Source organism: Marinobacter zhanjiangensis, from assembly GCF_014651935.1.
GTDB classification, from domain to species: Bacteria; Pseudomonadota; Gammaproteobacteria; order Pseudomonadales; family Oleiphilaceae; genus Marinobacter; species Marinobacter zhanjiangensis.
In genome coordinates this window covers 76,208-99,378 of record NZ_BMXV01000011.1, presented here as the reverse complement: position 1 = coordinate 99,378, position 23,171 = coordinate 76,208, and the positions used below count along the sequence as shown (strand labels likewise).

20 protein-coding genes are annotated in these 23,171 nt (G+C 62.3%); 13 read left to right on the top strand and 7 right to left on the bottom strand.

Features of this window, described 5'->3' with window-relative positions; genetic code table 11:
- Positions 1-16 precede the first annotated feature (16 nt).
- The 3 genes from IE079_RS18490 to IE079_RS18480 all read left to right on the top strand — a co-directional run bounded on the left by IE079_RS18490 (position 17) and on the right by IE079_RS18480 (position 2,295).
- Positions 17-943 (top strand): LysR substrate-binding domain-containing protein, encoded by a 927-nt coding sequence (locus IE079_RS18490; RefSeq protein ID WP_189578544.1) that lies wholly within the window; start codon positions 17-19, stop codon positions 941-943.
- Positions 940-1,551 (top strand): exopolysaccharide biosynthesis protein, encoded by a 612-nt coding sequence (locus IE079_RS18485; RefSeq protein WP_189578523.1) that lies wholly within the window; start codon positions 940-942, stop codon positions 1,549-1,551. Before IE079_RS18490 ends, IE079_RS18485 begins: the two co-directional genes overlap by 4 nt.
- 69 nt (positions 1,552-1,620) lie before the next feature.
- Positions 1,621-2,295, top strand: coding sequence for a histidine phosphatase family protein (locus IE079_RS18480; protein ID WP_189578521.1), 675 nt, complete (start codon positions 1,621-1,623; stop codon positions 2,293-2,295).
- A gap of 194 nt (positions 2,296-2,489) precedes the next feature.
- On the opposite strand, the gene IE079_RS18475 is transcribed toward IE079_RS18480, so the two are convergent.
- Positions 2,490-5,012 (bottom strand): acyl-CoA dehydrogenase, encoded by a 2,523-nt coding sequence (locus IE079_RS18475; protein ID WP_189578519.1) that lies wholly within the window; start codon positions 5,010-5,012, stop codon positions 2,490-2,492.
- A 207-nt stretch (positions 5,013-5,219) separates the two neighbouring features.
- Here IE079_RS18475 and ftsH point away from each other — a divergent pair, with 207 nt between their 5' ends.
- On the top strand, positions 5,220-7,106 hold the full coding sequence (ftsH, locus tag IE079_RS18470; RefSeq protein WP_189578517.1) for an ATP-dependent zinc metalloprotease FtsH: 1,887 nt from the start codon (positions 5,220-5,222) through the stop codon (positions 7,104-7,106).
- On the opposite strand, the gene IE079_RS18465 is transcribed toward ftsH, so the two are convergent.
- Complete coding sequence (locus IE079_RS18465; RefSeq protein WP_189578515.1) at positions 7,097-7,984, bottom strand: AEC family transporter; 888 nt, start codon at positions 7,982-7,984, stop codon at positions 7,097-7,099. The genes ftsH and IE079_RS18465 overlap by 10 nt on opposite strands.
- Before the next feature lie 166 nt (positions 7,985-8,150).
- Between IE079_RS18465 and IE079_RS18460 the strand changes: the two genes are divergently transcribed.
- The gene (locus IE079_RS18460; RefSeq protein WP_189578512.1) at positions 8,151-9,323 is read left to right on the top strand and encodes a MalY/PatB family protein; all 1,173 of its coding nucleotides are present in this window, start codon (positions 8,151-8,153) and stop codon (positions 9,321-9,323) included.
- Positions 9,324-9,337: 14 nt separating this feature from the next.
- Entirely contained in the window at positions 9,338-9,889 is a 552-nt protein-coding gene (locus IE079_RS18455; RefSeq protein ID WP_189578510.1) for a macro domain-containing protein, read from the top strand.
- On the opposite strand, the gene IE079_RS18450 is transcribed toward IE079_RS18455, so the two are convergent.
- From IE079_RS18450 to IE079_RS18440, 3 genes are all read right to left on the bottom strand, one after another.
- Positions 9,877-10,803, bottom strand: a complete 927-nt coding sequence (locus IE079_RS18450; protein ID WP_189578508.1) for a DMT family transporter — start codon at positions 10,801-10,803, stop codon at positions 9,877-9,879. The two genes, IE079_RS18455 and IE079_RS18450, sit on opposite strands and share 13 nt — an antisense overlap.
- 66 nt (positions 10,804-10,869) lie before the next feature.
- Positions 10,870-12,276, bottom strand: coding sequence for a succinylglutamate desuccinylase/aspartoacylase family protein (locus IE079_RS18445; protein WP_227712611.1), 1,407 nt, complete (start codon positions 12,274-12,276; stop codon positions 10,870-10,872).
- Positions 12,277-12,411: 135 nt separating this feature from the next.
- On the bottom strand, positions 12,412-14,058 hold the full coding sequence (locus IE079_RS18440; protein WP_189578506.1) for an MBL fold metallo-hydrolase: 1,647 nt from the start codon (positions 14,056-14,058) through the stop codon (positions 12,412-12,414).
- Positions 14,059-14,202: 144 nt separating this feature from the next.
- Between IE079_RS18440 and IE079_RS18435 the strand changes: the two genes are divergently transcribed.
- Positions 14,203-14,628, top strand: coding sequence for an acyl-CoA thioesterase (locus IE079_RS18435; protein WP_189578504.1), 426 nt, complete (start codon positions 14,203-14,205; stop codon positions 14,626-14,628).
- A 16-nt stretch (positions 14,629-14,644) separates the two neighbouring features.
- Here IE079_RS18435 and IE079_RS18430 read toward each other — a convergent pair whose 3' ends face one another.
- Together IE079_RS18430 and IE079_RS18425 are read right to left on the bottom strand one after the other, a co-directional pair.
- On the bottom strand, positions 14,645-15,934 hold the full coding sequence (locus tag IE079_RS18430; RefSeq protein WP_189578605.1) for an MATE family efflux transporter: 1,290 nt from the start codon (positions 15,932-15,934) through the stop codon (positions 14,645-14,647).
- A 168-nt stretch (positions 15,935-16,102) separates the two neighbouring features.
- Positions 16,103-17,704: a class I adenylate-forming enzyme family protein gene (locus IE079_RS18425; RefSeq protein WP_189578502.1), complete on the bottom strand. Its 1,602-nt coding sequence runs from the start codon at positions 17,702-17,704 to the stop codon at positions 16,103-16,105.
- 269 nt (positions 17,705-17,973) lie between these two features.
- Here IE079_RS18425 and IE079_RS18420 point away from each other — a divergent pair, with 269 nt between their 5' ends.
- Genes IE079_RS18420 through surE form a run of 6 tightly spaced genes read left to right on the top strand, consistent with a single transcriptional unit; the run spans position 17,974 to position 23,116 of the window.
- Positions 17,974-18,762, top strand: coding sequence for an SDR family NAD(P)-dependent oxidoreductase (locus IE079_RS18420; protein ID WP_189578500.1), 789 nt, complete (start codon positions 17,974-17,976; stop codon positions 18,760-18,762).
- A complete protein-coding gene (locus tag IE079_RS18415; protein ID WP_189578498.1) occupies positions 18,762-19,208 on the top strand; it encodes a PaaI family thioesterase in 447 nt (148 codons plus the stop codon). Before IE079_RS18420 ends, IE079_RS18415 begins: the two co-directional genes overlap by 1 nt.
- A gap of 41 nt (positions 19,209-19,249) precedes the next feature.
- Positions 19,250-20,464, top strand: a complete 1,215-nt coding sequence (locus IE079_RS18410) for an acyl-CoA dehydrogenase family protein (protein ID WP_227712609.1) — start codon at positions 19,250-19,252, stop codon at positions 20,462-20,464.
- Positions 20,465-20,479: 15 nt separating this feature from the next.
- Positions 20,480-21,247: an SDR family NAD(P)-dependent oxidoreductase gene (locus IE079_RS18405; RefSeq protein ID WP_189578496.1), complete on the top strand. Its 768-nt coding sequence runs from the start codon at positions 20,480-20,482 to the stop codon at positions 21,245-21,247.
- Positions 21,248-21,254: 7 nt separating this feature from the next.
- Entirely contained in the window at positions 21,255-22,328 is a 1,074-nt protein-coding gene (locus IE079_RS18400; protein WP_189578494.1) for a phosphotransferase, read from the top strand.
- Positions 22,325-23,116: a 5'/3'-nucleotidase SurE gene (surE, locus tag IE079_RS18395; RefSeq protein WP_189578492.1), complete on the top strand. Its 792-nt coding sequence runs from the start codon at positions 22,325-22,327 to the stop codon at positions 23,114-23,116. Before IE079_RS18400 ends, surE begins: the two co-directional genes overlap by 4 nt.
- Positions 23,117-23,171: the final 55 nt, after the last annotated feature.

The following is a 23,171-nucleotide window of genomic DNA, read 5'->3' as shown; positions in this document are numbered from 1 at the left end:
ATGAGATTATTGGATAATGAAACTACCTCCCCTGAAATCACTGCCGGTGTTCGAGGCGGTCGCCCGCCTCAACAGCTTCTCCCGTGCGGCTGACGAACTGAACGTCAGCCAGAGTGCGGTCAGCCATCAGATCAAGCAGCTGGAAACCTTCCTGGGCGAGCCATTGTTCCAGCGCCAGGGGCGGACGCTGGCGCTGACCCGGGAAGGGCAGGACTATCTGGAAGGTATCTCTTCCGCCCTGTTCCAGATCGACAAGGCCACTGGTCAGTTGCTGGGGCGGCAGGACAGCCGCTTGCGGCTGGCGGTGTTCAGCTCTTTCGCTGTGCGCTGGCTGGTGCCCCGGCTGCCGGACCTGCATCGGCAGCACCCCGAGGTTCAGCTGGTGCTGGAAATGACCGGCGAGCATCCGATACTGTCGGGGCGGGTGGCAGACAGTTTTATTACCGTCAATACGGATTCACCGGCGTTCAGTTACGATCTGTTGTACCGGGAACGGCTGTTTCCGGTCTGCAGTCGTCAGTACTGGCAGGACATGGCAACCGACAGCCTGAGCCATACGGATGTGGCCCGCCATCCGCTACTGTCCACGTTCAGCATCTATAATAGAACCTGCGGTGACTGGGAAGCCTGGTTTGCCGAGGTGGGTAGCCCGCTGCCGCCTTCCACACAGGTGCAACATTTCAGCCATATGCTGTTGGCACTGGAGGCGGCCCGGTACCATCAGGGTATTGCCCTGACCAATGACTACATGCTCAGCAACCGGGATGATGCCGGCGACTTCGTTCGCCTGCCGCTGCACAGTGTGGTCACCGGCGACAATTTCTATTTCGCCAGCAAGATCAGCCGTCGCCACGAACCCGGCCTGCGTGCCCTGAGGCAGTGGTTGCTGGCGCGGGCTGAAGACAGCGGATTGTTGTCCGCTGACGCCGGAGGGATACCATGAGCGAAACCCCTGACAAGCCCATACAGCACAAGAACGACGACCTCGATGCCGTGCTGGAACGGATACGTGCCACCGATGGCGATGGCACGGACGTATCGGTGCGAGACATCCTCACGGCGGCCGGCACACGCACCTTCGGGCCGGTGGTCGTGGTGGCCGGCCTGGTGGTGTTGGCGCCGTTGATCGGCGATATTCCCGGAGTGCCCACGCTGATGAGCATGCTGGTTCTGCTGACCGTGGGCCAGCTTCTGTTTCGTCGTCGTCACCTCTGGCTGCCCCGCTGGCTGAGTGAGCGCAAGGTGCCCCGGGACAAGCTGCACACCGGGGCACGATGGCTGCATAAGCCGGCCCGCTTCCTGGACCGGTTTACCCGGCCCCGCCTGACGGTACTCATGGACGGCGGCGGCAACCTGCTGCTGGCCCTGGCCTGCCTGCTGGTGGCTCTGGCGATGCCATTGATGGAAGTGGTGCCCTTCAGTGCCAACGGCGGCGGCCTGGCACTGATGGCGTTTGGCCTGGCGATGATCGCCCGGGATGGCGTGGTGGCGATTATTGCGCTGTTACTGACCGGCGGCACCCTGGGTTTTATCGCCTGGCAGCTGTTGTGAGGGGTGGTCAATCAGTGATGGCTGGGGCAGGATGTGTCCTTCGCAACCGACAACCGGATCAGGTATTCCATGGCAAAACTGTTTATCGTCCGACATGGCCAGGCGTCTTTTGGCGAGGCCAATTACGACCGACTTTCCGAGCTGGGCTGGCAACAGGCCCGCTGGCTGGGTGAATATTTCGCCGAACGGGAACTGGATTTCCACCGGATAGTGGCCGGCGACCTGCAGCGCCAGCAGGACACCGCCAGGGGGGTGCTTGAAGGCATGGCCGGGGCCGGCGCTGACGTGTCCACCCACCCCGGGTTAAACGAGTACGATGGCGAAATGATGTACCGTGCCTTTACCGGCCATGGTGACCAGCACCTGCACCAGAAGCGGGACTTCAAGGACTACTGGCGCACCTTCCGTTCCGCCTACGAAGCCTGGATTGACGATCGCCTGACCGACGTCAGCGAAACCTGGGGCGATTTCGGTAACCGCATTGACGACGCCATCAATCACGCCTGCGAGGGTGCCGGCCGGGATGATGCGGTGCTTGTGGTGACCTCTGGCGGGGTCATTGGCTCGGCTCTCACCAAGCTCATCGAAGGCCCCCAGCGGGGCGCCATCCATTTCAACTTCCAGTTCCGCAATACCGCGTTCTGCGAGGTGATCGTGGGCCGCAGCGCGCGCCGGGTACTGAACTTCAACAACGCTCCGCACCTTGAGCGGCCGGGGCGTCGCCACGCTCTGACGCACGTTTAGAGACGAGAGCCAGCAACGCCGTTAAACTCCCTCTCCCTTGAGGGGAGAGGGCTGGGGAGAGGGTGGAGCGGTTTGGCACTGTGGTTGGACCTGATAGCGCCCTGCGGGCGTCCCCCCTCACCCTGGCCCTCTCCCGCGTTGGGGAGAGGGGATGCAGGGCGCAGGCTCAGATAGCCGTTCCTATCACTGTGTCCCTACGCCTGATCATCAGGCTGGTCATCCCGGGGCGGGCGCTCCACCACCTTACGCTTGCCCTTGGCACAGCGGGCAAGGGCCTTCAGGCCCTCGTCATCGAAGGCATCCACGCGGATGACGTCGTACAGGGCGGTAAGCGCTTCCAGCAGTTTCTCTGATTCGTCCTCCTTGATTACACCCTGTTCAAGGGCCCAGTCCACCAGTTCCTTGCGCTGGTGTCCCAACAGCATGTCGATACCGCCCAGCTCATCCGGATCGCGGTTGCGCAGGGCCTCATGCAGGCGGGCCCGCAGGTCCCGGGTTTCATTGGCCAGCCGATAGGCGTTCATTACCCGGCCCAGCGGATCGTCCGGTTTTTCATTGACGTAGCAGCCCCGACTGATGCGCTGGCGTAACGGCGTGTCCTGAACGATAGTAGCGGCGACTTCTGCCCCCAACCGGTCATCGGGACCGTTCAGGCCGGTGGCCCCCAGCGGGAAGATCAGTATGCGCAACGGCCAGCGCAGCAACGGTACCGGGAAGTTGATCACCGCCTCGCGCATGGCCTTCTGCAGGTCCCGCAGGCAGGTTTGCAGGGACCATTCCACCAGCGGCCGCTGATCGTCCGGGTAGCCTTCCTCATGCCACTGTTTGATCACCGCGCTGGCGTAATAGAGATGCACCAGACAGTCCGACATGCGGCCGGACAGGCGCTGGCGTGCCTTGAGTCCGCCGCCGATGGACAGCAGGGTGACATCGGTCATCAGCGCAAAGGCCGAGGAGAACCGGGCCAGCTGGCGGTAGTGTTTCTGGATATTGCCTTCCCGTGGCACCGGCTCCGCCAGCCCCTGGGTCAGGCCCAGTAACAGTGCCCGCAGGGCATTGCGGGTGGTGTGGGCGATATGGCGGTAGAAGGTATCGTCAAACTTGCGCACCGCCTGTTTCTGGTCCTTCATGCCCGCGGCCTCGATCTCGTCCACAATGAACGGATGGCAGCGGATGGCACCCTGGCCGAACACCATCAGACTGCGGGTGAGGATGTTGGCTCCCTCCACCGTAATGCCGATGGGTACCGCCTGATAGGCCCGGGCCATGAAGTTGCGGGGGCCGGTGATCACGCCCCGGCCGGCCACCACGTCCATGGCGTGGTTGATGACTTCGCGCATCAGGTCGGTATTGCGATACTTGAGCAGGGCGGAGGGCACCGAGGGCCGTACCCCCCGGTCCAGCATGCCGACGGTCAGCAGGCGGGCGGAATCCATCATGTAGGTGTAGCCGGCGATGGGCTCCAGGGCTTCCTGAACGCCCTCGAACTGGCTGATGGAACGTCCGAACTGTTCCCGCACCAGGGAGTAGGAGCCGGTCGCCAGGCCAGCCAGCTTGCCGGCACCGGTGCCCAGGGCCGGCAGCGAGACGGAGCGGCCGATGGACAGGACCTCCAGCAGCATTTTCCAGCCCTTGCCGAGCATGTCCTGACCGCCGATGACCTGCTCCATGGGAATGAACACGTCGTTGCCCCAGGTAGGGCCGTTCATGAACACGGTGTTCATGGGCAGGTGGCGAGCACCGGCATGCACGCCTTCGGTGTCGCGGGGCACCATGACGCAGGTCACGCCGATATTGTCAGTGCCGCCGAGGAGCTTGTCCGGGTCGTAGACCTTGATGGCCAGGCCGATCAGCGTGGCCACCGGCGCCAGGGTGATGTAGCGCTTGTTCCAGGTCACCTTCAGGCCCAGTACTTCCTTGCCGTTCCACTGGCCCTTGCAGACGATACCCTTGTCCGGAATGGCGCCGGCATCGGAGCCGGCCACCGGGGACGTCAGGGCGAAACAGGGAATTTCCTCGCCGCCGGCGAGCCTTGGCAGGTAGTGTTGCTTCTGCTCGTCGGTGCCGTATTCCATCAGCAGCTCCGCCGGCCCCAGCGAGTTGGGCACCATCACGGTTACCGCCGCGGAGACACTGCGGGTGGAAATCTTCATCACGATTTCAGAATGGGCCGTGTTAGAGAAGCCCTTGCCGCCCTGTTCCTTCGGAATCATCAGGCCGAAGAAGCCGTTCTCGCGGATGAACTTCCAGGCCTTGTTGGGCAGGTCGTAATCTTCGTGGGTGATCTTCCAGTCGTCGAGCATGGCGCAGAGTTTTTCCACCGGGCCATCCAGGAACGCCTGTTCTTCACTGGTCAGGTGGGCCGGGCGGGCACCCAGCAGCTTCGACCACTGTGGCTGTCCGGAAAAGAGTTCACCGTCCCAGTCCACGGAGCCCGACTTGAGGGCTTCCTGCTCGGTATCCGAGAGCGTTGGCAACTGCCCGCGTACCCAGCCTAGCAGGGGCTTGCTCAGCTTGTCCCGGCGCAGGTCCCGGGCATGGAGGATGATCAGTGCGAGGGCCAGCAGGCCACCACCGAACAGGATGCTGAGTACGTGCCAGTTGTCCTGGGCCATACCGGCCAGGGTGGCGGCAATCAGCACCACCGTCGCAACGGTGCCGCCAAGTCCCAGATAAATCAGCACCAGGGCACTGATCACAAGAAGCAGAACGCTCATGGGAAGACCTCCATATCGGTGAACGGAATCGGGGATAACTCCGTTTACCATCGGCCAAACCTTGCATGGTTGCAAGTGCCTGGCGGTTCCCGGGGCTCCGGTGGTTGGTGCTAACCTGTTACTTTGACTGAAGTCACCCGTTAGCTTGCGATTGACAGGCTATACTGGGACCCGAAAAAATTCTGCCTTGCCAACAGGAAACGAAACATGCCCACGCCGAGCCCGGACAAGCGCACGCAGTATTCCATCTGGTATTTCGTTGCGGTGCTGCTGTTTCTGTTCCTGTTGCCGGACTGGCTTTCCTCCCAGCCGCAAACCATCCGTTACAGCGAGTTCCGGGCTCTGGCTCTGGCTGGCGAACTACAGGAAGTGACCGTGGCCACGGAGGAGGTCAAGGCCTCTGTGCGGGCGGATCAGCTGTCCCCCTATCTGTCATCGGAAGAGGTAAGCCGGTTGCGCCCATCCGGAGATGATACCGTTCGTATCCGCGCCATTCGTGTCGAGGACCCGGATCTGGTGCAGGTGCTGGAAGAGGCGGGCGTGTCCTATACCGGGGTGCGGGAAAATACCTGGCTCACCTCGATGTTGTCCTGGCTGCTGCCGCTGGCGGTGCTGGTGCTGGTCTGGAGTTTCCTGCTGCGGCGCATGAGCGGCATGGGCGGCGGTGGCAGTGGCAGTATGATGTCCATTGGCAAGAGCAAGGCCAAGATCTATATGGAGAAGGACACCAGGGTCACCTTTGACGATGTCGCCGGCGTGGATGAGGCCAAGGCGGAACTGCAGGAGGTGGTGGACTTTCTCAGGGACCCGGACAAGTACAGTCGGCTGGGCGCCCATATCCCCAAGGGTGTGCTGCTGGTGGGGCCGCCGGGCACCGGCAAGACCCTGATGGCCCGTGCCGTGGCCGGGCAGGCCTCAGTCCCCTTTCTGTCCATCAGTGGTTCCGAGTTTGTCGAGATGTTCGTGGGGGTTGGTGCCGCCCGCGTGCGGGATCTGTTCAACCAGGCCCGGGGCATGGCGCCGGCCATCATATTTATCGATGAACTGGACGCCCTGGGCCGGGCCAGGGGTGCCAACCCCATGATGAACAATGACGAAAAGGAACAGACCCTCAACCAGCTGCTGGTGGAGCTGGACGGGTTTGACCCCTCCAGCGGTCTGATCCTGCTGGCGGCCACCAACCGCCCGGAAATCCTGGATCAGGCGTTGCTGCGGGCCGGGCGTTTCGATCGCCAGGTACTGGTGGACCGCCCCGATCGCATCGGCCGGGCCCAGATCCTGAAAGTTCATATCCGCAAGATCAAGCTGGAACCGTCTATCGATATGGACAAGGTTGCCGCACTGACCCCGGGCTTTACCGGCGCCGACCTGGCCAATCTGGTCAACGAGGCCGCATTGCTGGCCACCCGCCGCAATGCCAATGTGGTCACGCTGGAGGACTTCAACGCGGCCATCGAACGCATCGTTGCCGGTCTGGAAAAGAAAAACCGTATTCTCAGCAAGAAGGAGCGGAGAACGGTGGCCTATCACGAACTGGGCCACGCTCTCGTGGCCATGTCGCTGGAAGGCGTGGACCCGGTGCAGAAGGTGTCTATCATTCCCCGGGGTATCAGTGCTCTTGGTTACACCCTCCAGCGTCCCACGGAGGACCGGTTTCTGCTCTCGGAGCAGGAGTTGCGCAATCGCATGACGGTTCTGCTCGGCGGGCGGGCCGCGGAGCAGCTGGTATTCAACGCCACCTCCACCGGTGCTGCCGATGATATCGAGAAGGCCACGGAAATTGCCCGGGATATGGTCACCCGGTTCGGCATGATTCCGGCACTGGGGCAGGTGACCTACGAGCAATCGTCTCAGAATCACATGCAGCAGCGCTGGCTGGGTAACAGCCGCCAGTATAGTGAAGCCACGGCAGAAGCCATTGATCAGGCCATTCGAGAACTCATCGATCAGGCCTTCAACCAGGCCACCGGGATTCTGGAATCCCACCGGGAGACACTTGAGAACGGCGCCAAACAGCTGCTGGAGGTGGAAGTGCTCAGTGGCGAGGCGCTGCAGAAACTGCTCGGGCAGGAGCAGCAGACGGTTCAGACGTAGCCGGCACTGAACACCAGGCCAAGCACCAGCGGCATCACCAGCAGACTGCCCAGGTTGCTGATCAGCACCAGTGAGGCAACCTTGTGGGGCTCCTGCCGGTACTGCTCTGCCACCATGTAGTTGAGCACCGCCGGTGGCAGAGCGGCGAACACCCACAGGCTGGCCACCTGCAGCCCCGGCAGGTCCAGCAGGGCGATCATCGGCCAGGCCAGGATCAGGCCGCTGGCGGGGCAGGCGATGGCCCCCAGCATGCCCAGTTTCCAGTCACTGAAGTCCACATCCAGCATGCGGATGCCCAGGGTGAACAGCATCAGCGGGATGCAGATGCCGCCGAGCATGTTGAGGGCTTCCATCAGCCAGCCGGGCAGGGCAACCCCACCGATATTGACCGCCAGCCCGGCAATCGTAGCCAGCACTACCGGCACCCGCAGCCTTTTCAGCAGCGACGTGAACGGGTCCAGCATGTACAGGCCCACCGAGAAGTGCAGCAGCATTTCCACGATGAACAGCACGATGGCCGCCGGCAGCGCTGCCTCCCCGAACGCCAGCACGATCAGTGGAATGCCCATGTTGCCGGAGTTGCTGAACATCATCGGTGGCAGGAAGGTTTTCAGGTTCAGCCCCAGGAGTTTCGCCACCGGCCACAGCAGCAGCCCCGACCCGAGCACGATCACGGCTGCCGCCGTTGCCAGCCAGGCATAGTCCGCCAGCGGTGCCTGCTGGTCGGCCAGTACCGCGAACACCAGCATGGGCACGAACAGTTCCATGTTGACGGCGTTCATGCTCTGGATGTCCGTTGACCGGTAGCGGCCGTACAGGGCGCCACATCCGGCAATGAGGAAGACCGGCAACAGGGTCGACAGGATCTGGCCTACCATGGAGTCTCCGGGGCTGACTGGAAAGCAGGGTAAACAGTAGGTCAGCGAATTAACCAAACGGGACACTAGTGTAGAGGATTGCGGGAACTGCCGTCACCTGGCCTTTGGCGCCATGTTAAGCTCGGAGTCGCGTTTTATTCATGTTTGCAGGGGGAAACCAGCGCCGATGAATTTTGATCAGTCGTTTTCCAGGGAAAATACCTGTGCGGTGAAATTTGATGCCCGCAAGGCGGTGTTCGGGCGGGAGGATGTGATTCCTCTCTGGGTGGCGGATACGGACTTTGCCGCGCCGGAGGTGGTAACCGAGGCCCTGGTAAGCCGCGCCCGGCATCCGGCGTACGGTTATACGCTGTTCCCGGACAGCCTGTACGAGGCCATGATTGACTGGTTCCGGGATCATCACCAGTGGACCATCCGGCGGGACTGGATTCGTATGGCCCCCGGGGTGGTGCCAAGCCTTCATGCAGCGGCCATGGCGTTTGCATCCGAAGGCGAGGGAGTGATCATCCAGCCACCGGTGTATCCGCCGTTCTTCAGCAGTATCCGCAAGGCGGGCCGCCGGGTTGTGGAGAACCCGCTGGTGGAACGTGATGGCGGTTACCAGATGGATCTGGAGCATCTTACAGACTGTGCCGCGGATCCGTCGGTGAAGGTGCTGTTCCTGTGTTCGCCCCATAACCCGGTGGGCCGGGTATGGTCGACCGCGGAGCTGGAAGCGGTGCTGGAGATTGCCCGCGCCCACGATGTGGTGGTGATTTCCGACGAGATTCACGCCGACCTGGTCTACCCGGACCGGCCGGGTCACCGCATGCTGGCGACCCTGTCGCGGCCGGACGATCCGTTGCTGACCACCGTGGCCCCGAGCAAGACCTTCAATATTCCCGGTATGGGGCTGTCGGCGGTGGTATCGGAGCGCCAGGATCTGTTACGCCAGCTCAACGACGTGTTCGATTCCCTGCATATGGTGCAGTGCAACCCGTTCAGTATCACGGCATTCGAGGCGGGTTACCGTTATGGCGCCGACTGGGTGGCGGCGATGATGGACTATGTTCGCGGCAACCGGGATTTTGTGCTTGGCTTTGTGGAGCAGCAGCTGCCGGAGATCCGGGTAACGGATCCGGAGGGCACTTATCTGCTGTGGCTGGATTGCCGGGCCCTGGGGCTGGACGACGCCGAACTCAAGCGGTTCATGGTGGAGCAGGCCGGGGTGGGGATGAATCCCGGAATCAGCTTTGGCAGCCAGGGCAGTGGGTTCATGCGGCTGAACCTGGGGTCGCCTTTGGCGGTGATCCAACAGGCGATGGCGCAGATCGAGGTGGCAGTAGCTGCCCGTCGATGACGTGGAGGGTCGTTATGAGCAAAACCGGTTACACGTTAAACGGCATTGAATTCGAATGCACGCAGGGCGATATTACCAATCAGCCGGATCTGGACGTGGTCGTGAATGCGGCCAACGCCCAGCTGATGCCCGGCGGTGGCGTGGCCGGGGCAATCCATCGCGCGGCCGGTCCGGATCTGGCCCGGGCCTGTGAAAAACTCGCCCCGATCCGGCCCGGGGAGGCGGTGATCACCGAGGGATTCGGGTTGCCCAATGCCCACATTATCCATTGTCTGGGTCCGGTCTACGGTGTGGATGAGCCGTCGGACAGACTGCTGGCGGATTGTTACCGCAACGGGGTGCAGCTGGCGGAAAAGCACGGGCTGTCATCCATTGGCTTTCCGGCGATGTCGACCGGCGCCTTCGGCTATCCCATGGAGGCTGCGGCGCGGGTCGCCTTTGCCACCCTGCAGGCCGAGGCGGCCAGTCTGTCTTCGGTGAAACGCATTCGCTTTGTGCTATTCAGCGACCGAGACGCCGAACTGCATCAGCGGGTGCTGGACGAGTCGGTGAATCAGGCGCCGTGATTCCGGGGTGCTGGTGGATTGCGGGTGGTGAGATACAGCCCCACCAGTATCAGTGCCCCGCCGGCCAGGTGATACCAGCCGAGCCGCTCACCCAGAAACAGCCACGCCAGCACTGAGGCGAACACGGGCACCAGGTACATGAAGATGGCGGCCCTGGCCGGTCCCACGGCCCAGACACCGTGATTCCAGAAGGCATAGGCAAGAATGCCGGGGAAGATGGCCACATAGAGCAACGGCGGGATGCTGGACGCCGACAGTGTGAAGCCACCGGACACCAGTAACAGATCGATCAGATACACTGGTATCAAGAGTACCGTGCCCAGGGCGATCTGAAGGGTCAGGAAGGTCATGGCGGACAGGGGAATCGACAGGCGCCGCAGAAGCACGGAAAAGATCCCCCAGCTGATTACCGCGGCCACCATGAACAGATCCCCCGGTGAAAAGGACAGGCTGATCAGCCGGCCTAGCGTGCCCTGGGCAATCACCATCAGCACACCGGCCAATGCCACGGCGATCCCGAGACGCTGAATGGGTCGTGTGCGCTCGCCCAGCAGCAGGAAGGCCAGCAACGCCACCATGATGGGAATGGTGGAATTGATCAGGGCGATGTTGATAGCTGTGGTAGTGGTGGCAGCCACGTAAAGCAGGGTATTGAACGAGGCCACGCTGAACAGGGCCAGCACCAGGATGCGAGGCCAGTGATCACGCACCACCGGCCATTCCCGGCGGACTTTGGGAAACGTCAGTGGCAGCAGGACCACCAGGGCGATGACCCAGCGCCAGAACGCCAGGGACACCGGCGGTATGCTGTCCACCACGCCGCGGGCCACCACGGCGTTGCCGGCCCAGAAAAGCGGGGTCAGCACCAGCCCGGTGTAGGCCAGTGCGAGGGATCGGTTTGCGTATCGTGCCACAGGTCGGCTCCAGACTGTCAGACTATCCCGTTCTTACCATTCGGATGACCCGAAAGGTACACCAGTCTACTCGGCCTGTTCTTCAGTTTCCGCCCTGGATCCCAGATGATAGGCCGCAAACCCGGCCATCACCACCTGATCCACCGCCATGCCGATGACCCGGCCATCGGCATCCGCCCGGATGTGGGACTGCTCGTTGGTAATCGGGTCCGATACCGTGCCCAGAATGGTGCCTTCGGTCACGTAGGCGCCCAGCTCCACGTCGCTGAACAGAATGCCGCCCTGATCAGCCCGTACCCAGTGCGACTGGTAATACACGGGTTCCGGGTCGCCCCACTGGAACAGGCGGGTCGTCATGCCCTGTTTTTCCATCAGGCTGACCAGGCTGTTGACGCCGGCCTTGATCTGCTCCTGCTGGATGCGCATGGACTCGCCCACTTCCATGGTCACCGTGGGAACGCCCGCCTCGGTGGCCGCGGTTCGCAGCATGCCGGGGCCGCCACTGCTGTGGACCACTGCCATCGAGTCGAAGCCCCTGGTCAGTTCGGCTACCCCGGGGTTATCCATGTCAGCGCGCAGCTGTGGCAGGTTGGTGCGCTTCAGGGAGCCGGTGTGAATATCCACCAGCATGTCGCAGTTGAGGATGACCTGCTCGAACAGTGAGTGGGCAATGCGGTGCGCCAGACTGCCGTCTTCGCTGCCGGGGAAGTAACGGTTCAGGTCGCGCCGGTCTGCCAGGTAGCGGCTGCCCTGCTGGAAGCCCTGCAGGTTGACGATGGGAACGCCCACCACGGTGCCGGACAGTTCACCCGGATCCAGGTCGTAGATGACCCGGCGAATGATCTCGATACCATTGAGCTCATCGCCATGGACCGCACCGGTCATGCACAGCGTGGGGCCGGGCAGGCTGCCGTTAACGACCAGCACCGGCGTGGGCTGGGACAGCCCCGAAATCTGGATGCCAGGTGACCAGCCCAGCCGGGCGGTAGTGCCGGGGAGCACTTCGCCGCTCAGCAGCCGGAAGGGCCGGGCCTGGGCGGGTCGGACTTCGGGGATCACCCGGTCAGGTGAGGCTTCCCTGTCGGCTACCTCGCCTTGCGGCTCTCCGTTATTGTCGGTGGCGGGTTTGTCCTTGCGGATGTCGGAGTCCGCAGCGGTAATATCTTCCACCGACTCATCCTCTGGCAGCTCGATCACCAGGGGGGCTTCCGCAGCGGGCCCCTGGCTCTCTGACGCCGAAGATGCACTGCTGCCCGCTGGCCCGGCAATGACCTGAGGCCCGTCATCGTTCAGCCTGACGGGAGCGTGGTCTTGCGTGGGATCGTCGCCAGCCGATCGGGCCGACATGCTGGGAGGCTGGGCGGCGCCCCCGGTGTCAACGGAACCGGTATCCCGGGCCCAGGTCTTGCCAGTGACAACAGCAACCGCCAGCAGGACCGGCAGTATCAGGCGGGACGTTGGACTCAGGCGCATCGGGTCTCCCATTGACAGCAATTGGTACGGCGCCACATGCGAATCAGAGGCGTATCCGTCTCGGCACGGGCCCGGCAAGGCTAACCGATAGCGGAATGCCCGGTACAGAGGCCTGACAAAGGTTTAACCGGGCTGTCACCCGGTTCCGGCGGAGGCCCAGACCTGACCGTTCTCCGTCGCCCGGTTCTCCTTTCGCAACTTGATCAGGTGGGCCAGCAGCGAGCGGGTGGCCAGGCCGTGGATGGCTGGCGGCACATCATCGTAGGCGTGCCTGACCAGTTCCTGAAGTGTGCCGGGGCCATGCTCGGCCAGCGTTCCGGCAATTTTCTTTTCCCGGGTCAGGCGATGGGTGATCAGCCAGTCAATCACCGACTCCACCCTGCCCATAAGGAAGCCGTGGGCCGGAGCAAACCACCGGATATCCTCGTGCAGCAGACGGTCCAGTGAGTCCAGGTAGTCTTTCATGTCGCCATCAGGCGGGTTAATCACCACCGTGGAGCCCTGCATGATGTGGTCACCGGCAAACAGCATTTTTTCCGGTTCCAGCAGAAAACAGAGGTGGTTGGAGGCGTGGCCGGGCGTAAACAGTACCTTCAGGGGGCCGGCGGCGGTATCGATCCGGTCGCCATCCACGGGAACCGAGTCGGGTCGGAAGTCATGGTCCTGGATGGGGTCCTGCTCCGGTGCCGGCATGCCCCGCAGGGGTGCGCCGGTGTGTTCGCGGAGCCAGCTGGCCCCTGGCGAGTGGTCCGGATGGGTGTGGGTGGTCAGCACCTGCTCGATCCGGCCGCCGGTAATCTCCAGGATACGATCCAGGTGGCTTTGCTCGGCGGGACCGGGATCAATCACCGTCCACGCCTGCCCGGGCTGGCCCAGCAGGTAGCTGTTGGTGCCGGGGCCGGTCATCGCGCCGGGGTTGGGACAGGTCAGGCGGGTTACCCCGGCCGCCACCTGTACCGGCTCACCCGGGACGATTTCCGCCAGCGCATGGCCATGCCCTTCCGGGTCCAGCTTGTGAACTTCGTCGAACGGACCGGTCCCGGGCTCCACGGACACCGGCTTGTCCTGCCGTCTGGCGGGCCAGGGCTTGTCCGGTGCCGGCTCTGGTGGCTGTGAGCGTGCGTGGCGGATGATGGCCTCGGTGGTATCGAAGCCGGCGATGATACGCAGGGTCCGCAGGGTGGGTGAGGCGAACAGCCGCGTTCCCTGGCGGTGTTCCTCCATGGCCTGTTGTGGTGTCAGCCAGATATGATCGATGGTTTCCACCCGGTCGTGGTCCGGTTGCTGGCCCTCGGGCATGGCGGCGACAAAAAACCGGGTATCGAAACGCCGCGGAGGTCCCGGTGGGGTAATCCAGTGGGCCAGATAGGCAACCCGGTCCAGGGGCAGGGTCAGACCGTGCTGGTGGCACAGGGCGGCCAGGGTCTGGTCACCGGCGATCATGCCGTCGCGTTCACGGAAAACCGGGTGTTCCGGTGGCAGCGTGTTGCCCTGCTCATCCAGTGCCAGCAGTACGCCGGCTTCCTCGAAGCTCTCCCGGATCGCGGCGATCATGTAATGGCTGCCGCCGATGCCGATACTCATGTCATGGCTGACGGAGCTGTCATCGCCGCCGGTCACGTAGGGCGCGCAGCGCTGGTCCGACTCATCCACGGCGCCACCCGGGAATACATAGAAGCCGGGCATGAAGCTGGCATCCCAGGTGCGCTGCATCAGCAGGACCTGGAGTCCTTCGTCGGAATCACGGGTGATGGCCAGGGTGGCAGCGGGACGGATATCCATGGGGGGCAGACCTTGTTCGGTTACAGTTTTTTGTGTTGCCTCCTAACATAACGGATGCTGCTCCGAGGCTCCAGATGATTTGGGGCGCGGAAGGGCGTATTATTCGCGTCCTTCTTTCTGATCCATCTTTCCGGTAGTTGTGTCATGGCCCGCGTCAAACTGTCTTTTCCCGATGAAGTCTTTGTATTTTCCACCACCATGCCGGTGCGTATCACCGACATCAATGGTGCCAACCACCTGGGTAACGATGCCCTGGTCTCCATGCTGTCGGAGGCCCGCGCCCAGTTCATGGTGAAAATGGGGCTGGAAGAGAAAATTGCCCGGGGAATCGGCATCATCGTTACCGACCTGGCGACCATGTACCAGTCCGAGTCCTTCTTTCCGGAGAGCCTCCGCTTCGAGGTGGGGGTGACCGACCTGAACAAGTATGGCGGCGACTATGTGTTCCGCGTGACCAAGGAAGCCAGTGGTCAGGCGGTGGCGCTGGCCAAGTACGGTTTCGTGTTCTTCGACTTCCAGCACAAGAAAGTGGTGGAGCTGCCGGACTATTTCCGCGAGCGGTTTTCCTGAGCGGGGCTGTTGCGTCTTATCCCGTTGCCGGAGCGTCTTGCCGCTGTAGATGGATCATGCCCTGCCGGTACAGAAGGTAGGCCATGATACCGGCCAGCAGGTTGCCGGCCAGGGCGCCGGACATCAGTCCGGGCAGGCCACCGAGCTGGCCGCCCAGCCACAACAGTGGCAGGTAGCAGGCGAACAGTCGCAGGGTGGAGATCAGCAGTGCCCGCATGGGCAGCCCCAGGGCATTGTTGACCGAGACCATCAGCATGCATACCCCCAGGCCGCTGTAGCTCAGCGGCACCCGCAACAGATAATCACCCAGCACGTCACTCACTTCCCGGTCGGCGGTGAACAGTTCCGCGACCAGACCCGACGCCGCCAGCCAGAGCAGTCCGATGGCCAGCTGCCAGAGCACCACAAAACGTACCGCCAGCCGAACCAGCTTGCGGATGGTGCCAATGTCCCCCTGACCCAGTAGCCGGCCCACCATGGGTGGCATGGACATGGTCAGTGCCAGTACCACCACGATGGAGAAGAACTCCAGCCGGGTACCCAGCCCCCAGGCAGCCACCGCGGCGGAACCAAAGGTGGCCACCAGCGCCGTGGCGAGCATGGCGGAGGCCGGTGGCATCAACTGGCTGACCATGGCTGGTGCCATGATACTGCCAAGCTGGCGGATGGACTTGCCCAGCTCCAGCTGCCCCAGGTCAAAGCCGAGCCACCCCCGTTTCAGCAGCGCCGGGTAGATCACCAGGCAGCCGACGCCGAAGGAGGTAATGGTGGCCAGCGGCGCCCCCGGCAGCCCCCAGCCGAAGACAAAGATATACAGCGGGTCCAGGGCGATATTCAGCAGGCTGGCGGCCATCATCATCAGCCCGGGCAGTTTGGTATCGCCATGGGAGCGGCAGATGCTGTAGCCAAAATACAGCACCGCGCCGGTCCAGGCGGCCACCAGCCAGGGCATCCAGTACAGGCGGATCAGCGGCAGCAGGGACTGCTCGGCTCCCAGCAGCGTCATGATAGTGTCGCGCAGCAACCACAGGCTGATCGCCAGCAGGCATACCAGTATGGCGCCGGTGGTGACGACCAGACCGGCCAGGCGCACGGCCCGCTGTTCATCACCGGCACCCAGGGTGCGGGAGATAATAGCGGTGGTGGCAATACCCAGGCCCACCTGCAGGCCGACAATCAGTTGCTGGATGGGCACGGTAAAGCCCAGGGCCGCAAGCGGATCCCGGCCCAGCTGGGCGATGAAAATGCTGTCAGCGAGCTGGAAGGTCATCAGTGACAGAACCCCGAACAGCATCGGCCAGGTCATGGCGAACAGCTGGCGGGGCAGAGTGGTCGGCTGGTCTGGGTTGTTCACGGGAATCCGTACGTCGATGACTGAAAAACGGGAGAAAGGATTCTAGCAGCCCGAAGGGATATCGGGCGCATGGAGATATCAGAAGCGACCAACTGGCCGCCCCTGAGTTTTCCGGGAAGGTTACTTCTTCTGGTCAGCCCAGTAGGGCTCCCGCAGTTCCCGCTTGAGCACCTTGCCGATGGTGGAGCGGGGCAGTTCGTCCCGGAATTCCACGCCTGCCAGGCGCTGGGTCTTGCCCAGTTTGCCGTTGGCGAAGCTGAGGATGTCTTCTTCCGTGGCGGTTTCGCCCGCCTTGCGCACCACCAGGCCCAGCGGCGTCTCGCCCCAGTGCTCGCTGGGGATGCCGATTACGGCTACATCGGCCACCGCGGGGTGCTCCAGCAGTACTTTTTCCAGATCCACCGCATAGATGTTGAAGCCGCCGGAGATGATCATGTCCTTGCGGCGGTCGAGTATATAAAGGAAGCCATCCTCATCCAGCTTGCCCATATCGCCACTGCGATAGAACACATGGCCCTCGGGGCTGGTCCACAGCATCTCGTTGGTTTGCTGCTCGCGGTGATAGTAGCCCCGCATCATGGAAATGGCACGACCGACGATTTCGCCGATCTCGCCCTGGGGCACTTCGTTGCCGTTGTCATCGATAATCCGTACTTCCGACCCTTCGGTAGGCACGCCGACGGAATCCCACTTGGTAGGGTTGGCGGCGCAGTCCAGGCTGGTGGAAATGCCGCCCTCGGTGAGGCCATACACTTCGCGGATGTTGCCGGGCCAGCGCTTCATGGCCTCGGCAATGACGTCGGACCGCAGCGGCGCGCTGGTGCACAGTTTGAGTTTGAAGCTGGACAGGTCGAAACGGTCGAAGTCCGGCTCGGCCATGATGCGGCTGTACTGCACCGGCACCAGCATGGCATGGGTCACCCGGTGCTCTTCCGCCAGTTCCAGGAAGCGACGGGCGTTGAACTTGCCCATCAACACCAGGGTGCCGCCATGGAACAGCGTGGGCAGGGCGGACACCAGGGTGGTGTTGGAGTAAAGTGGCGTGGAAACCAGATTGATAGCGTCGCCATCCAGGCCAAACCGGGCCAGGCGTTCGAACTGCCGCTGGCGAAACCGGTAATCGTGCAGTATACCTTTGGGAGTTCCGGTGGTTCCGGAACTGTAGATGATGTTGAAGGGATCGTCCGGGGTCACCTCGGCAGGGTTCGGCTCGTCGCTGATGTCGCCCAGCCAGGCATCCAGATCAAGACCGCTGTCGACGTCGGCGGTGTCAATGCCGATACGTTGTGCAGGCTCGACACGGTCGAGCTGATCGCGGATCTCGTTGAACAGGGGCAGGTTCTTTTCCGACACAAACAGGAAACGGCTTTCGCAGTCTTTCACCATCAGCGCCAGCGCTTCACCACTGGCCATACCGGACAGGGGCACCATGCAGCCGCCGGCAATCAGGGTGCCCAGGTAGAGACACATGTAGTCATTGCTGTTTTCCGACAGGCCGGCCACGGTATCGCCGGTCCGCAGGCCATCGGCTCGCAGGCGGTTGGCGATGCGGTTGGCGCGGCTCAGCATTTCCGCCCAGGTGAGAGTGCCCTTCTCGTCCGTCAGGGCGGGCTTGTCACCCTGGGAGCGGGCGAAACCCTGGATGTGGTGACCGATGGGATCCATGGTTTCATGGTCGATCGCTGGAGCGTAATTGGGCATCGCTGCAACGGTTTGTCTCATTTGGGGGCCTCTGTGGTTGTTGTGTTTTGACTAGTGAAATTTATTTCCGAATATATTGACTCAAAACTGGAAGGCGTGACAAATTAAACGCCCTGTTACGCCTTTTGAAAAGCACCCTAACTAGTTTTGAGTGCTCTTTTCACTCAGTTCCTTCGGAAAAAAATGATTCCGGATCAATCTGTTAAGCGTCACCATTACAATCATAAGAATCGGTAAGTCTGCGGCTTTGTTTCGCGCGGGCTTCCGGAAAGGTTAAAGGAGCATAGACTATGATGCGTTTCACTGAGCGGGTCGCCATTGTTACCGGCGCCGGCAGTGGTATCGGCCGTGCTACCGCCCTGAGGCTCGCCCGTGAAGGCGCCCGGGTGGTCCTCGCGGACTGGTCGGAAGAAGGTCTTCTGGAAACCGCCGCACAGATGCCCCCCGAAGCTACCCATATTGAGCGCAAACTGGATGTGTCCGATGAGGATGCCGTCAAGACGTTGGTGTCTGAAGTCAAGGAACAGTTTGGTCAGATCGATATCCTGGTCAACAACGCCGGTATCTCCGGTGGCAGCTATCCCCCCGTGACCGAGAACGAGAAGGCCGACTGGGAGAAGATACTGGGCGTCAACCTGATCGGCGCCATGCTGATGATCAAATACGTGGCGCCGCACATGCAGGAGCGCCAGCAGGGTGCCGTCGTGAATACCGCCTCGGTAGCCGGTATCCGTTCCGGTGCTGGCGGCAACCCCTATAGTGCTTCCAAGGCCGGGGTGATCAACCTGACCCAGACCGCGGCATGCGACCTGGGGGGCTTCAATATCCGCGTTAATGCGATATGCCCCGGGCTGGTGGAAACCGGCATGACCAAAGCAGTATTCGACTATGCCCGGGCCAATGAAAAGGAACACAAGCTGGGTGCCCGCTGCGAACTGCGCCGTTACGGCAAGCCGGAAGAACTGGCTGCGGCCATCTGCTTCCTGGCCTCGGATGACGCCAGCTACATCACCGGGCAGGCGCTGCCCGTGGACGGTGGCAACACCGCCTCACTGAACATGCCGGGAATGAAAGTGTAATGAGTGAAGCAGAACAGAACCTCCACATCACCGGTGGCAAGGATCTGCCCGGCTTTCACAACATGCTGGGATACCGGCAGGTGTCCTGGGAAGAAGACAAGGCCGTTATCGCTCTCGACCTGAGGCCGGAGCACCTGAATCTCGGGGGCGTGATCCACGGCGGGGTGCTCAGTTCCCTGCTGGATATTGTCATGGCAGAGGCCGGTACTCATTGTCCTTACCCGGGGCGGATGCGCAAGGCCATCACCCTGACAATGACCACCACATTTACCGGCCAGTGTTCCGCTGGCACCATTACCGTCACCGGCATCAAGCGTGCTGGCGGAACCCGTATTTTCAACAGCACCGGCGAGATCCACGATGACAAGGGCAACCTGCTTGCCATTGCCGAAGGTACGTTCAGGATCCGATCCGGCAGCGAAAAACCCGAGGGCGTTCCCATCTGAACGCGCGTCCCTCCAACCAATAAATACAGAGAGGCACAACGATGTTGTACGAACCGTCTGACCGAGCAAAGCAACTGCAGAAAGAACTCCACGAGTTCATGGATGCCTACGTCTACCCCAACGAGCACAAGTATCACGAGCAGGTAGAACAGGCGGAGAACCGCTGGGCGCCGACCCAGATCATGGAAGAGCTGAAGGCCAAGGCCAAGAGCAAGGGCCTGTGGAACCTGTTCCTGCCGGAGAGTGAGCGCGGCGCCGGCCTGACCAACCTGGAATACGCCCACCTGTGCGAAGTCATGGGCCGCTCCCACATGGCGCCGGAAGTGTTCAACTGTGCCGCGCCGGATACCGGCAACATGGAAACCATCGAGCGTTACGGTAGCGAAGAGCACAAGGAGAAGTGGCTGAAGCCCCTGCTGGAAGGCGAGATCCGCTCATGCTTCTCCATGACCGAGCCGAATGTAGCGTCTTCCGACGCCACCAATATCGGCACCGAGATTCGTCGTGAGGGCGACGAGTACGTCATCAACGGCAAGAAGTGGTGGTCCTCCGGTGCCATGACCACCACCAGCAAGATCGCCATCGTGATGGGCAAGACCGATCCCGGTGCCGAGAAGCACAAGCAGCAGTCCATGATCTTGGTGCCGCTGGACGCGCCGGGTGTGGAAATTGTTCGTGCCCTGCACGTGTTTGGCTATGATCACGCGCCCCACGGTCACGCCGAAGTGCATTACAACAACGTACGGGTGCCGGCATCCAACATCCTGCTGGGTGAGGGCCGTGGTTTTGAAATTGCCCAGGGTCGCCTCGGGCCAGGCCGTATCCACCACTGCATGCGCACCATCGGCGTAGCCGAGCGTGCCCTGGAACTGATGTGCGAACGTGCCAATGCCCGTGAGGCCTTTGGTCGTCCGCTGGTGGAATTCGACTCTATCCGCAAGGACATCGCCCGTTCACGCCTGGAAATTGAACAGGCTCGCCTGATGACCCTGAAAGCGGCCCACATGATGGACACCGTGGGTAACAAGGTGGCCCGTCAGGAAATCGCCATGATCAAGGTCATCGCACCGAGCATGGCGCTGAAAGTGCTGGATCGTGCCATCCAGGTTCACGGTGGTGCCGGCGTCAGCCAGGACACCTTCCTGGCCGCGGCCTGGGCCAACGTGCGGACCCTGCGTCTGGCCGACGGTCCGGATGAGGTGCACCTGGATTCCATCGCCAAGCTGGAACTGAAGAACTATCCGCGCACCCACTGATCCCGGAGCCGATTCATGACAAACCCATTGTTTGATATGACCGGCAAGGTGGCCCTGATTACAGGGTCCACCAAGGGTATCGGTCGGTCCATCGCCGAAGAGATGGCCCGCCTGGGGGCAAAAGTGGTGATCTCCAGCCGCAAGGCGGACGTCTGTGAGCAGGTGGCCGGTGAGCTCAAGGAGCAGGGCTTCGAGGCCATCGCCATTCCCTGTCATGTGGGCAAGAAGGATCAGCTCCAGAACCTGGTGGACAAGACCATTGAAGCCTGGGGCCGGATCGATGTGCTGGTGTGCAACGCGGCCACCAACCCGGTCTACGGCACCACGGCGGAGATGACCGACGAAGCCTGGGACAAGATCATGGAAACCAACGTCAAGGGCACCTTCTGGCTCGCCAATATGGTGCTGCCGGGCATGGCCGAGCGTGGCGAAGGGGCCGTGGTGCTACTGTCCTCCATTGCCGGCATCCGCGGCAACACCACCATCGGCACCTACGGCGTGTCCAAGGCGGCGGAAGCGGCCCTTGCCCGTAATCTGGCGGTGGAGTGGGGGCCGAAGGGTATCCGCATCAACAGCATTGCCCCGGGCATCATCAAGACCGACTTCGCCAAGGCGTTGTGGGAAGACCCGGTGCGCATCAAGCGCGCCGAGGAAAAAACCCCGCTACGCCGTATTGGCGACCCGGTCGATATCGCCGGTCTGGCGGTGTTCCTGTCCACCAAGGCCAGCGCCTACATCACCGGTCAGGTGATCGTGGCGGATGGCGGCGAAACCATTTGCTGAGGTTTTTATGAGTACTGGACCCAACCTGGTGGACGTCCTCGACGCCCACCGGTTTGACGAGGCAGCCCTGCTGAAGTGGCTGCAGAAGGAAATTCCGGAGTTTGGCGACGACCTGCAGGTCAAGCAGTTCCAGGGTGGTCAGTCCAACCCCACCTTCCTGCTGACGTCCGGCGGTAATCGCTACGTGCTGCGCAAGAAGCCACCCGGCAAGACGCTGCCTTCTGCCCACATGGTGGAGCGGGAGTACAAGGTCATCCGTGCCCTGTCCGACCATACTGATGTGCCGGTGCCAAAGGCCCGGGTGCTGTGTGAAGACAGCGACCTGATCGGTACGCCATTCTATGTCATGGACTTCATGGAAGGCCGTGTGCTGAGCCACCCGGCGCTGCCGGATCTGGACAAGGCGGAACGTCGCCCGGTGCACGAGGCCGCCATCGATACCATGGCAAAGATGCACGCGGTGGACGTCAATAAGGTCGGCCTGGGGGACTTCGGTCGCCCGGAAGGCTATGTGGCCCGTCAGGTCGCCCGCTGGTCCAAGCAGTATGAGGCCTCCAAGACCGACGATATGCCGGCGATGGATAACCTGATGAAGTGGCTGCCGGAGAACCTGCCCCGGCACGACGAGACGGCCATTGCCCATGGCGACTACCGTCTGGGTAACCTGATGCTGGCGCCGGACAAGCCGGAAGTCATTGCCATTCTGGACTGGGAACTGTCCACCCTGGGCCACCCGCTGGCGGATCTGGCCTATTACTGCCTGCCCTATCACCTGAGTTCCGGGTTCGAGGGTATGCGTGGTGTTGTTGGTGAGGACCTGGACGAGATTGGCATTCCCACCGAGCAGGAAGCCATTGAACGTTACTGCAAGGCGTCCGGCCGGGACGGCATCGACGACTGGCATGTATTCGTGTCCTTCTCCCTGTTCCGGCTGGCGGCCATCGTGCAGGGCGTCTACGCCCGTGCGCTGGCAGGTAATGCCAGTAACTCCGATGCCCTGGAAGTGGGCAAGCGCGCCAGCATCCTGGCGGAAGCTGGCTGGTCCGTGGCCCAGAAGGGCAGCAAGGGCATAAAGGTATGAGTCAGGTTGTCGCGGCGGACCCGATGGTCCGCCGCATTCTGATCACCAACGATGACGGGGTCGCGGCGCCGGGGCTGAAGGTCCTGGTGGACATCGCCCGCCGTCTGGCCGAGGAAGTCTGGGTCGTCGCCCCCGAGCATGATCGCAGCGGTGCCGGGCAGAGCATTTCCCTGCATGATCCGCTGCGGGTGTACCGGCATGGCGAACGGCATTTCGCCGTGTCGGGCACGCCTGCGGACTGTGTGCTATATGCGCTGGCGGAGTGGTTTGGCGAGACCCCGCCGGACCTGGTGCTGTCCGGTATCAACGCCGGCGCCAACATCGGCGATTCGGTGCAGTATTCCGGCACCGTGGGTGCGGTGCTCAGCGCCGAGCACCTGGGGATCCCGGCCATCGCCCTGAGCCAGGCATTCGCCAACCGTGAGCAGATTGACTGGTCACCGGTGATGGAATTGGGTGAGGCTGCCATTCGCGCGCTGTGGCCTGCTGCCGGAGACGGTAAGTGCTGCTGGAATGTGAATTTCCCCGCCTGCGATGTGGGCCAGGTCAGCCACATGGAGTATGCCGGGCAGTCGGCCGGGTCCATTGCCAGACCCAGGCTGTTGCCGGGGCAGGACAGCCGGGGGCTTTCGTATTGGTGGCTGGGATTCGACCGTCACACCGATCACGACGTGCCGGACGATTCCGATGTCGCCGTGCTTCGGCGTCGTGGCGTCGCGGCCTCACCCCTACGGGGTGACCAGGGGTTGCCGGGCAACCGGACGTCCGTCCCCCTGCGGAAGACATGACAGAACCGTCCGGGCAAGCCCTGCTGTTCAAGGTAAAGGGTCTGCCCGGACGGTT

Excerpts from the sequence above, each read along its gene's own strand:
- IE079_RS18490 (WP_189578544.1), top strand. The coding sequence starts at position 17 with ATGAAACTACCTCCCCTGAAATCACTGCCGGTGTTCGAGGCGGTCGCC.
- IE079_RS18485 (WP_189578523.1), top strand. The coding sequence starts at position 940 with ATGAGCGAAACCCCTGACAAGCCCATACAGCACAAGAACGACGACCTC.
- IE079_RS18480 (WP_189578521.1), top strand. The coding sequence starts at position 1,621 with ATGGCAAAACTGTTTATCGTCCGACATGGCCAGGCGTCTTTTGGCGAG.
- IE079_RS18475 (WP_189578519.1), bottom strand. The coding sequence starts at position 5,012 with ATGAGCGTTCTGCTTCTTGTGATCAGTGCCCTGGTGCTGATTTATCTG.
- ftsH (WP_189578517.1), top strand. The coding sequence starts at position 5,220 with ATGCCCACGCCGAGCCCGGACAAGCGCACGCAGTATTCCATCTGGTAT.
- IE079_RS18465 (WP_189578515.1), bottom strand. The coding sequence starts at position 7,984 with ATGGTAGGCCAGATCCTGTCGACCCTGTTGCCGGTCTTCCTCATTGCC.
- IE079_RS18460 (WP_189578512.1), top strand. The coding sequence starts at position 8,151 with ATGAATTTTGATCAGTCGTTTTCCAGGGAAAATACCTGTGCGGTGAAA.
- IE079_RS18455 (WP_189578510.1), top strand. The coding sequence starts at position 9,338 with ATGAGCAAAACCGGTTACACGTTAAACGGCATTGAATTCGAATGCACG.
- IE079_RS18445 (WP_227712611.1), bottom strand. The coding sequence starts at position 12,276 with ATGCGCCTGAGTCCAACGTCCCGCCTGATACTGCCGGTCCTGCTGGCG.
- IE079_RS18440 (WP_189578506.1), bottom strand. The coding sequence starts at position 14,058 with ATGGATATCCGTCCCGCTGCCACCCTGGCCATCACCCGTGATTCCGAC.
- IE079_RS18435 (WP_189578504.1), top strand. The coding sequence starts at position 14,203 with ATGGCCCGCGTCAAACTGTCTTTTCCCGATGAAGTCTTTGTATTTTCC.
- IE079_RS18430 (WP_189578605.1), bottom strand. The coding sequence starts at position 15,934 with ATGACCTGGCCGATGCTGTTCGGGGTTCTGTCACTGATGACCTTCCAG.
- IE079_RS18425 (WP_189578502.1), bottom strand. The coding sequence starts at position 17,704 with ATGAGACAAACCGTTGCAGCGATGCCCAATTACGCTCCAGCGATCGAC.
- IE079_RS18420 (WP_189578500.1), top strand. The coding sequence starts at position 17,974 with ATGATGCGTTTCACTGAGCGGGTCGCCATTGTTACCGGCGCCGGCAGT.
- IE079_RS18415 (WP_189578498.1), top strand. The coding sequence starts at position 18,762 with ATGAGTGAAGCAGAACAGAACCTCCACATCACCGGTGGCAAGGATCTG.
- IE079_RS18410 (WP_227712609.1), top strand. The coding sequence starts at position 19,250 with ATGTTGTACGAACCGTCTGACCGAGCAAAGCAACTGCAGAAAGAACTC.
- IE079_RS18405 (WP_189578496.1), top strand. The coding sequence starts at position 20,480 with ATGACAAACCCATTGTTTGATATGACCGGCAAGGTGGCCCTGATTACA.
- IE079_RS18400 (WP_189578494.1), top strand. The coding sequence starts at position 21,255 with ATGAGTACTGGACCCAACCTGGTGGACGTCCTCGACGCCCACCGGTTT.
- surE (WP_189578492.1), top strand. The coding sequence starts at position 22,325 with ATGAGTCAGGTTGTCGCGGCGGACCCGATGGTCCGCCGCATTCTGATC.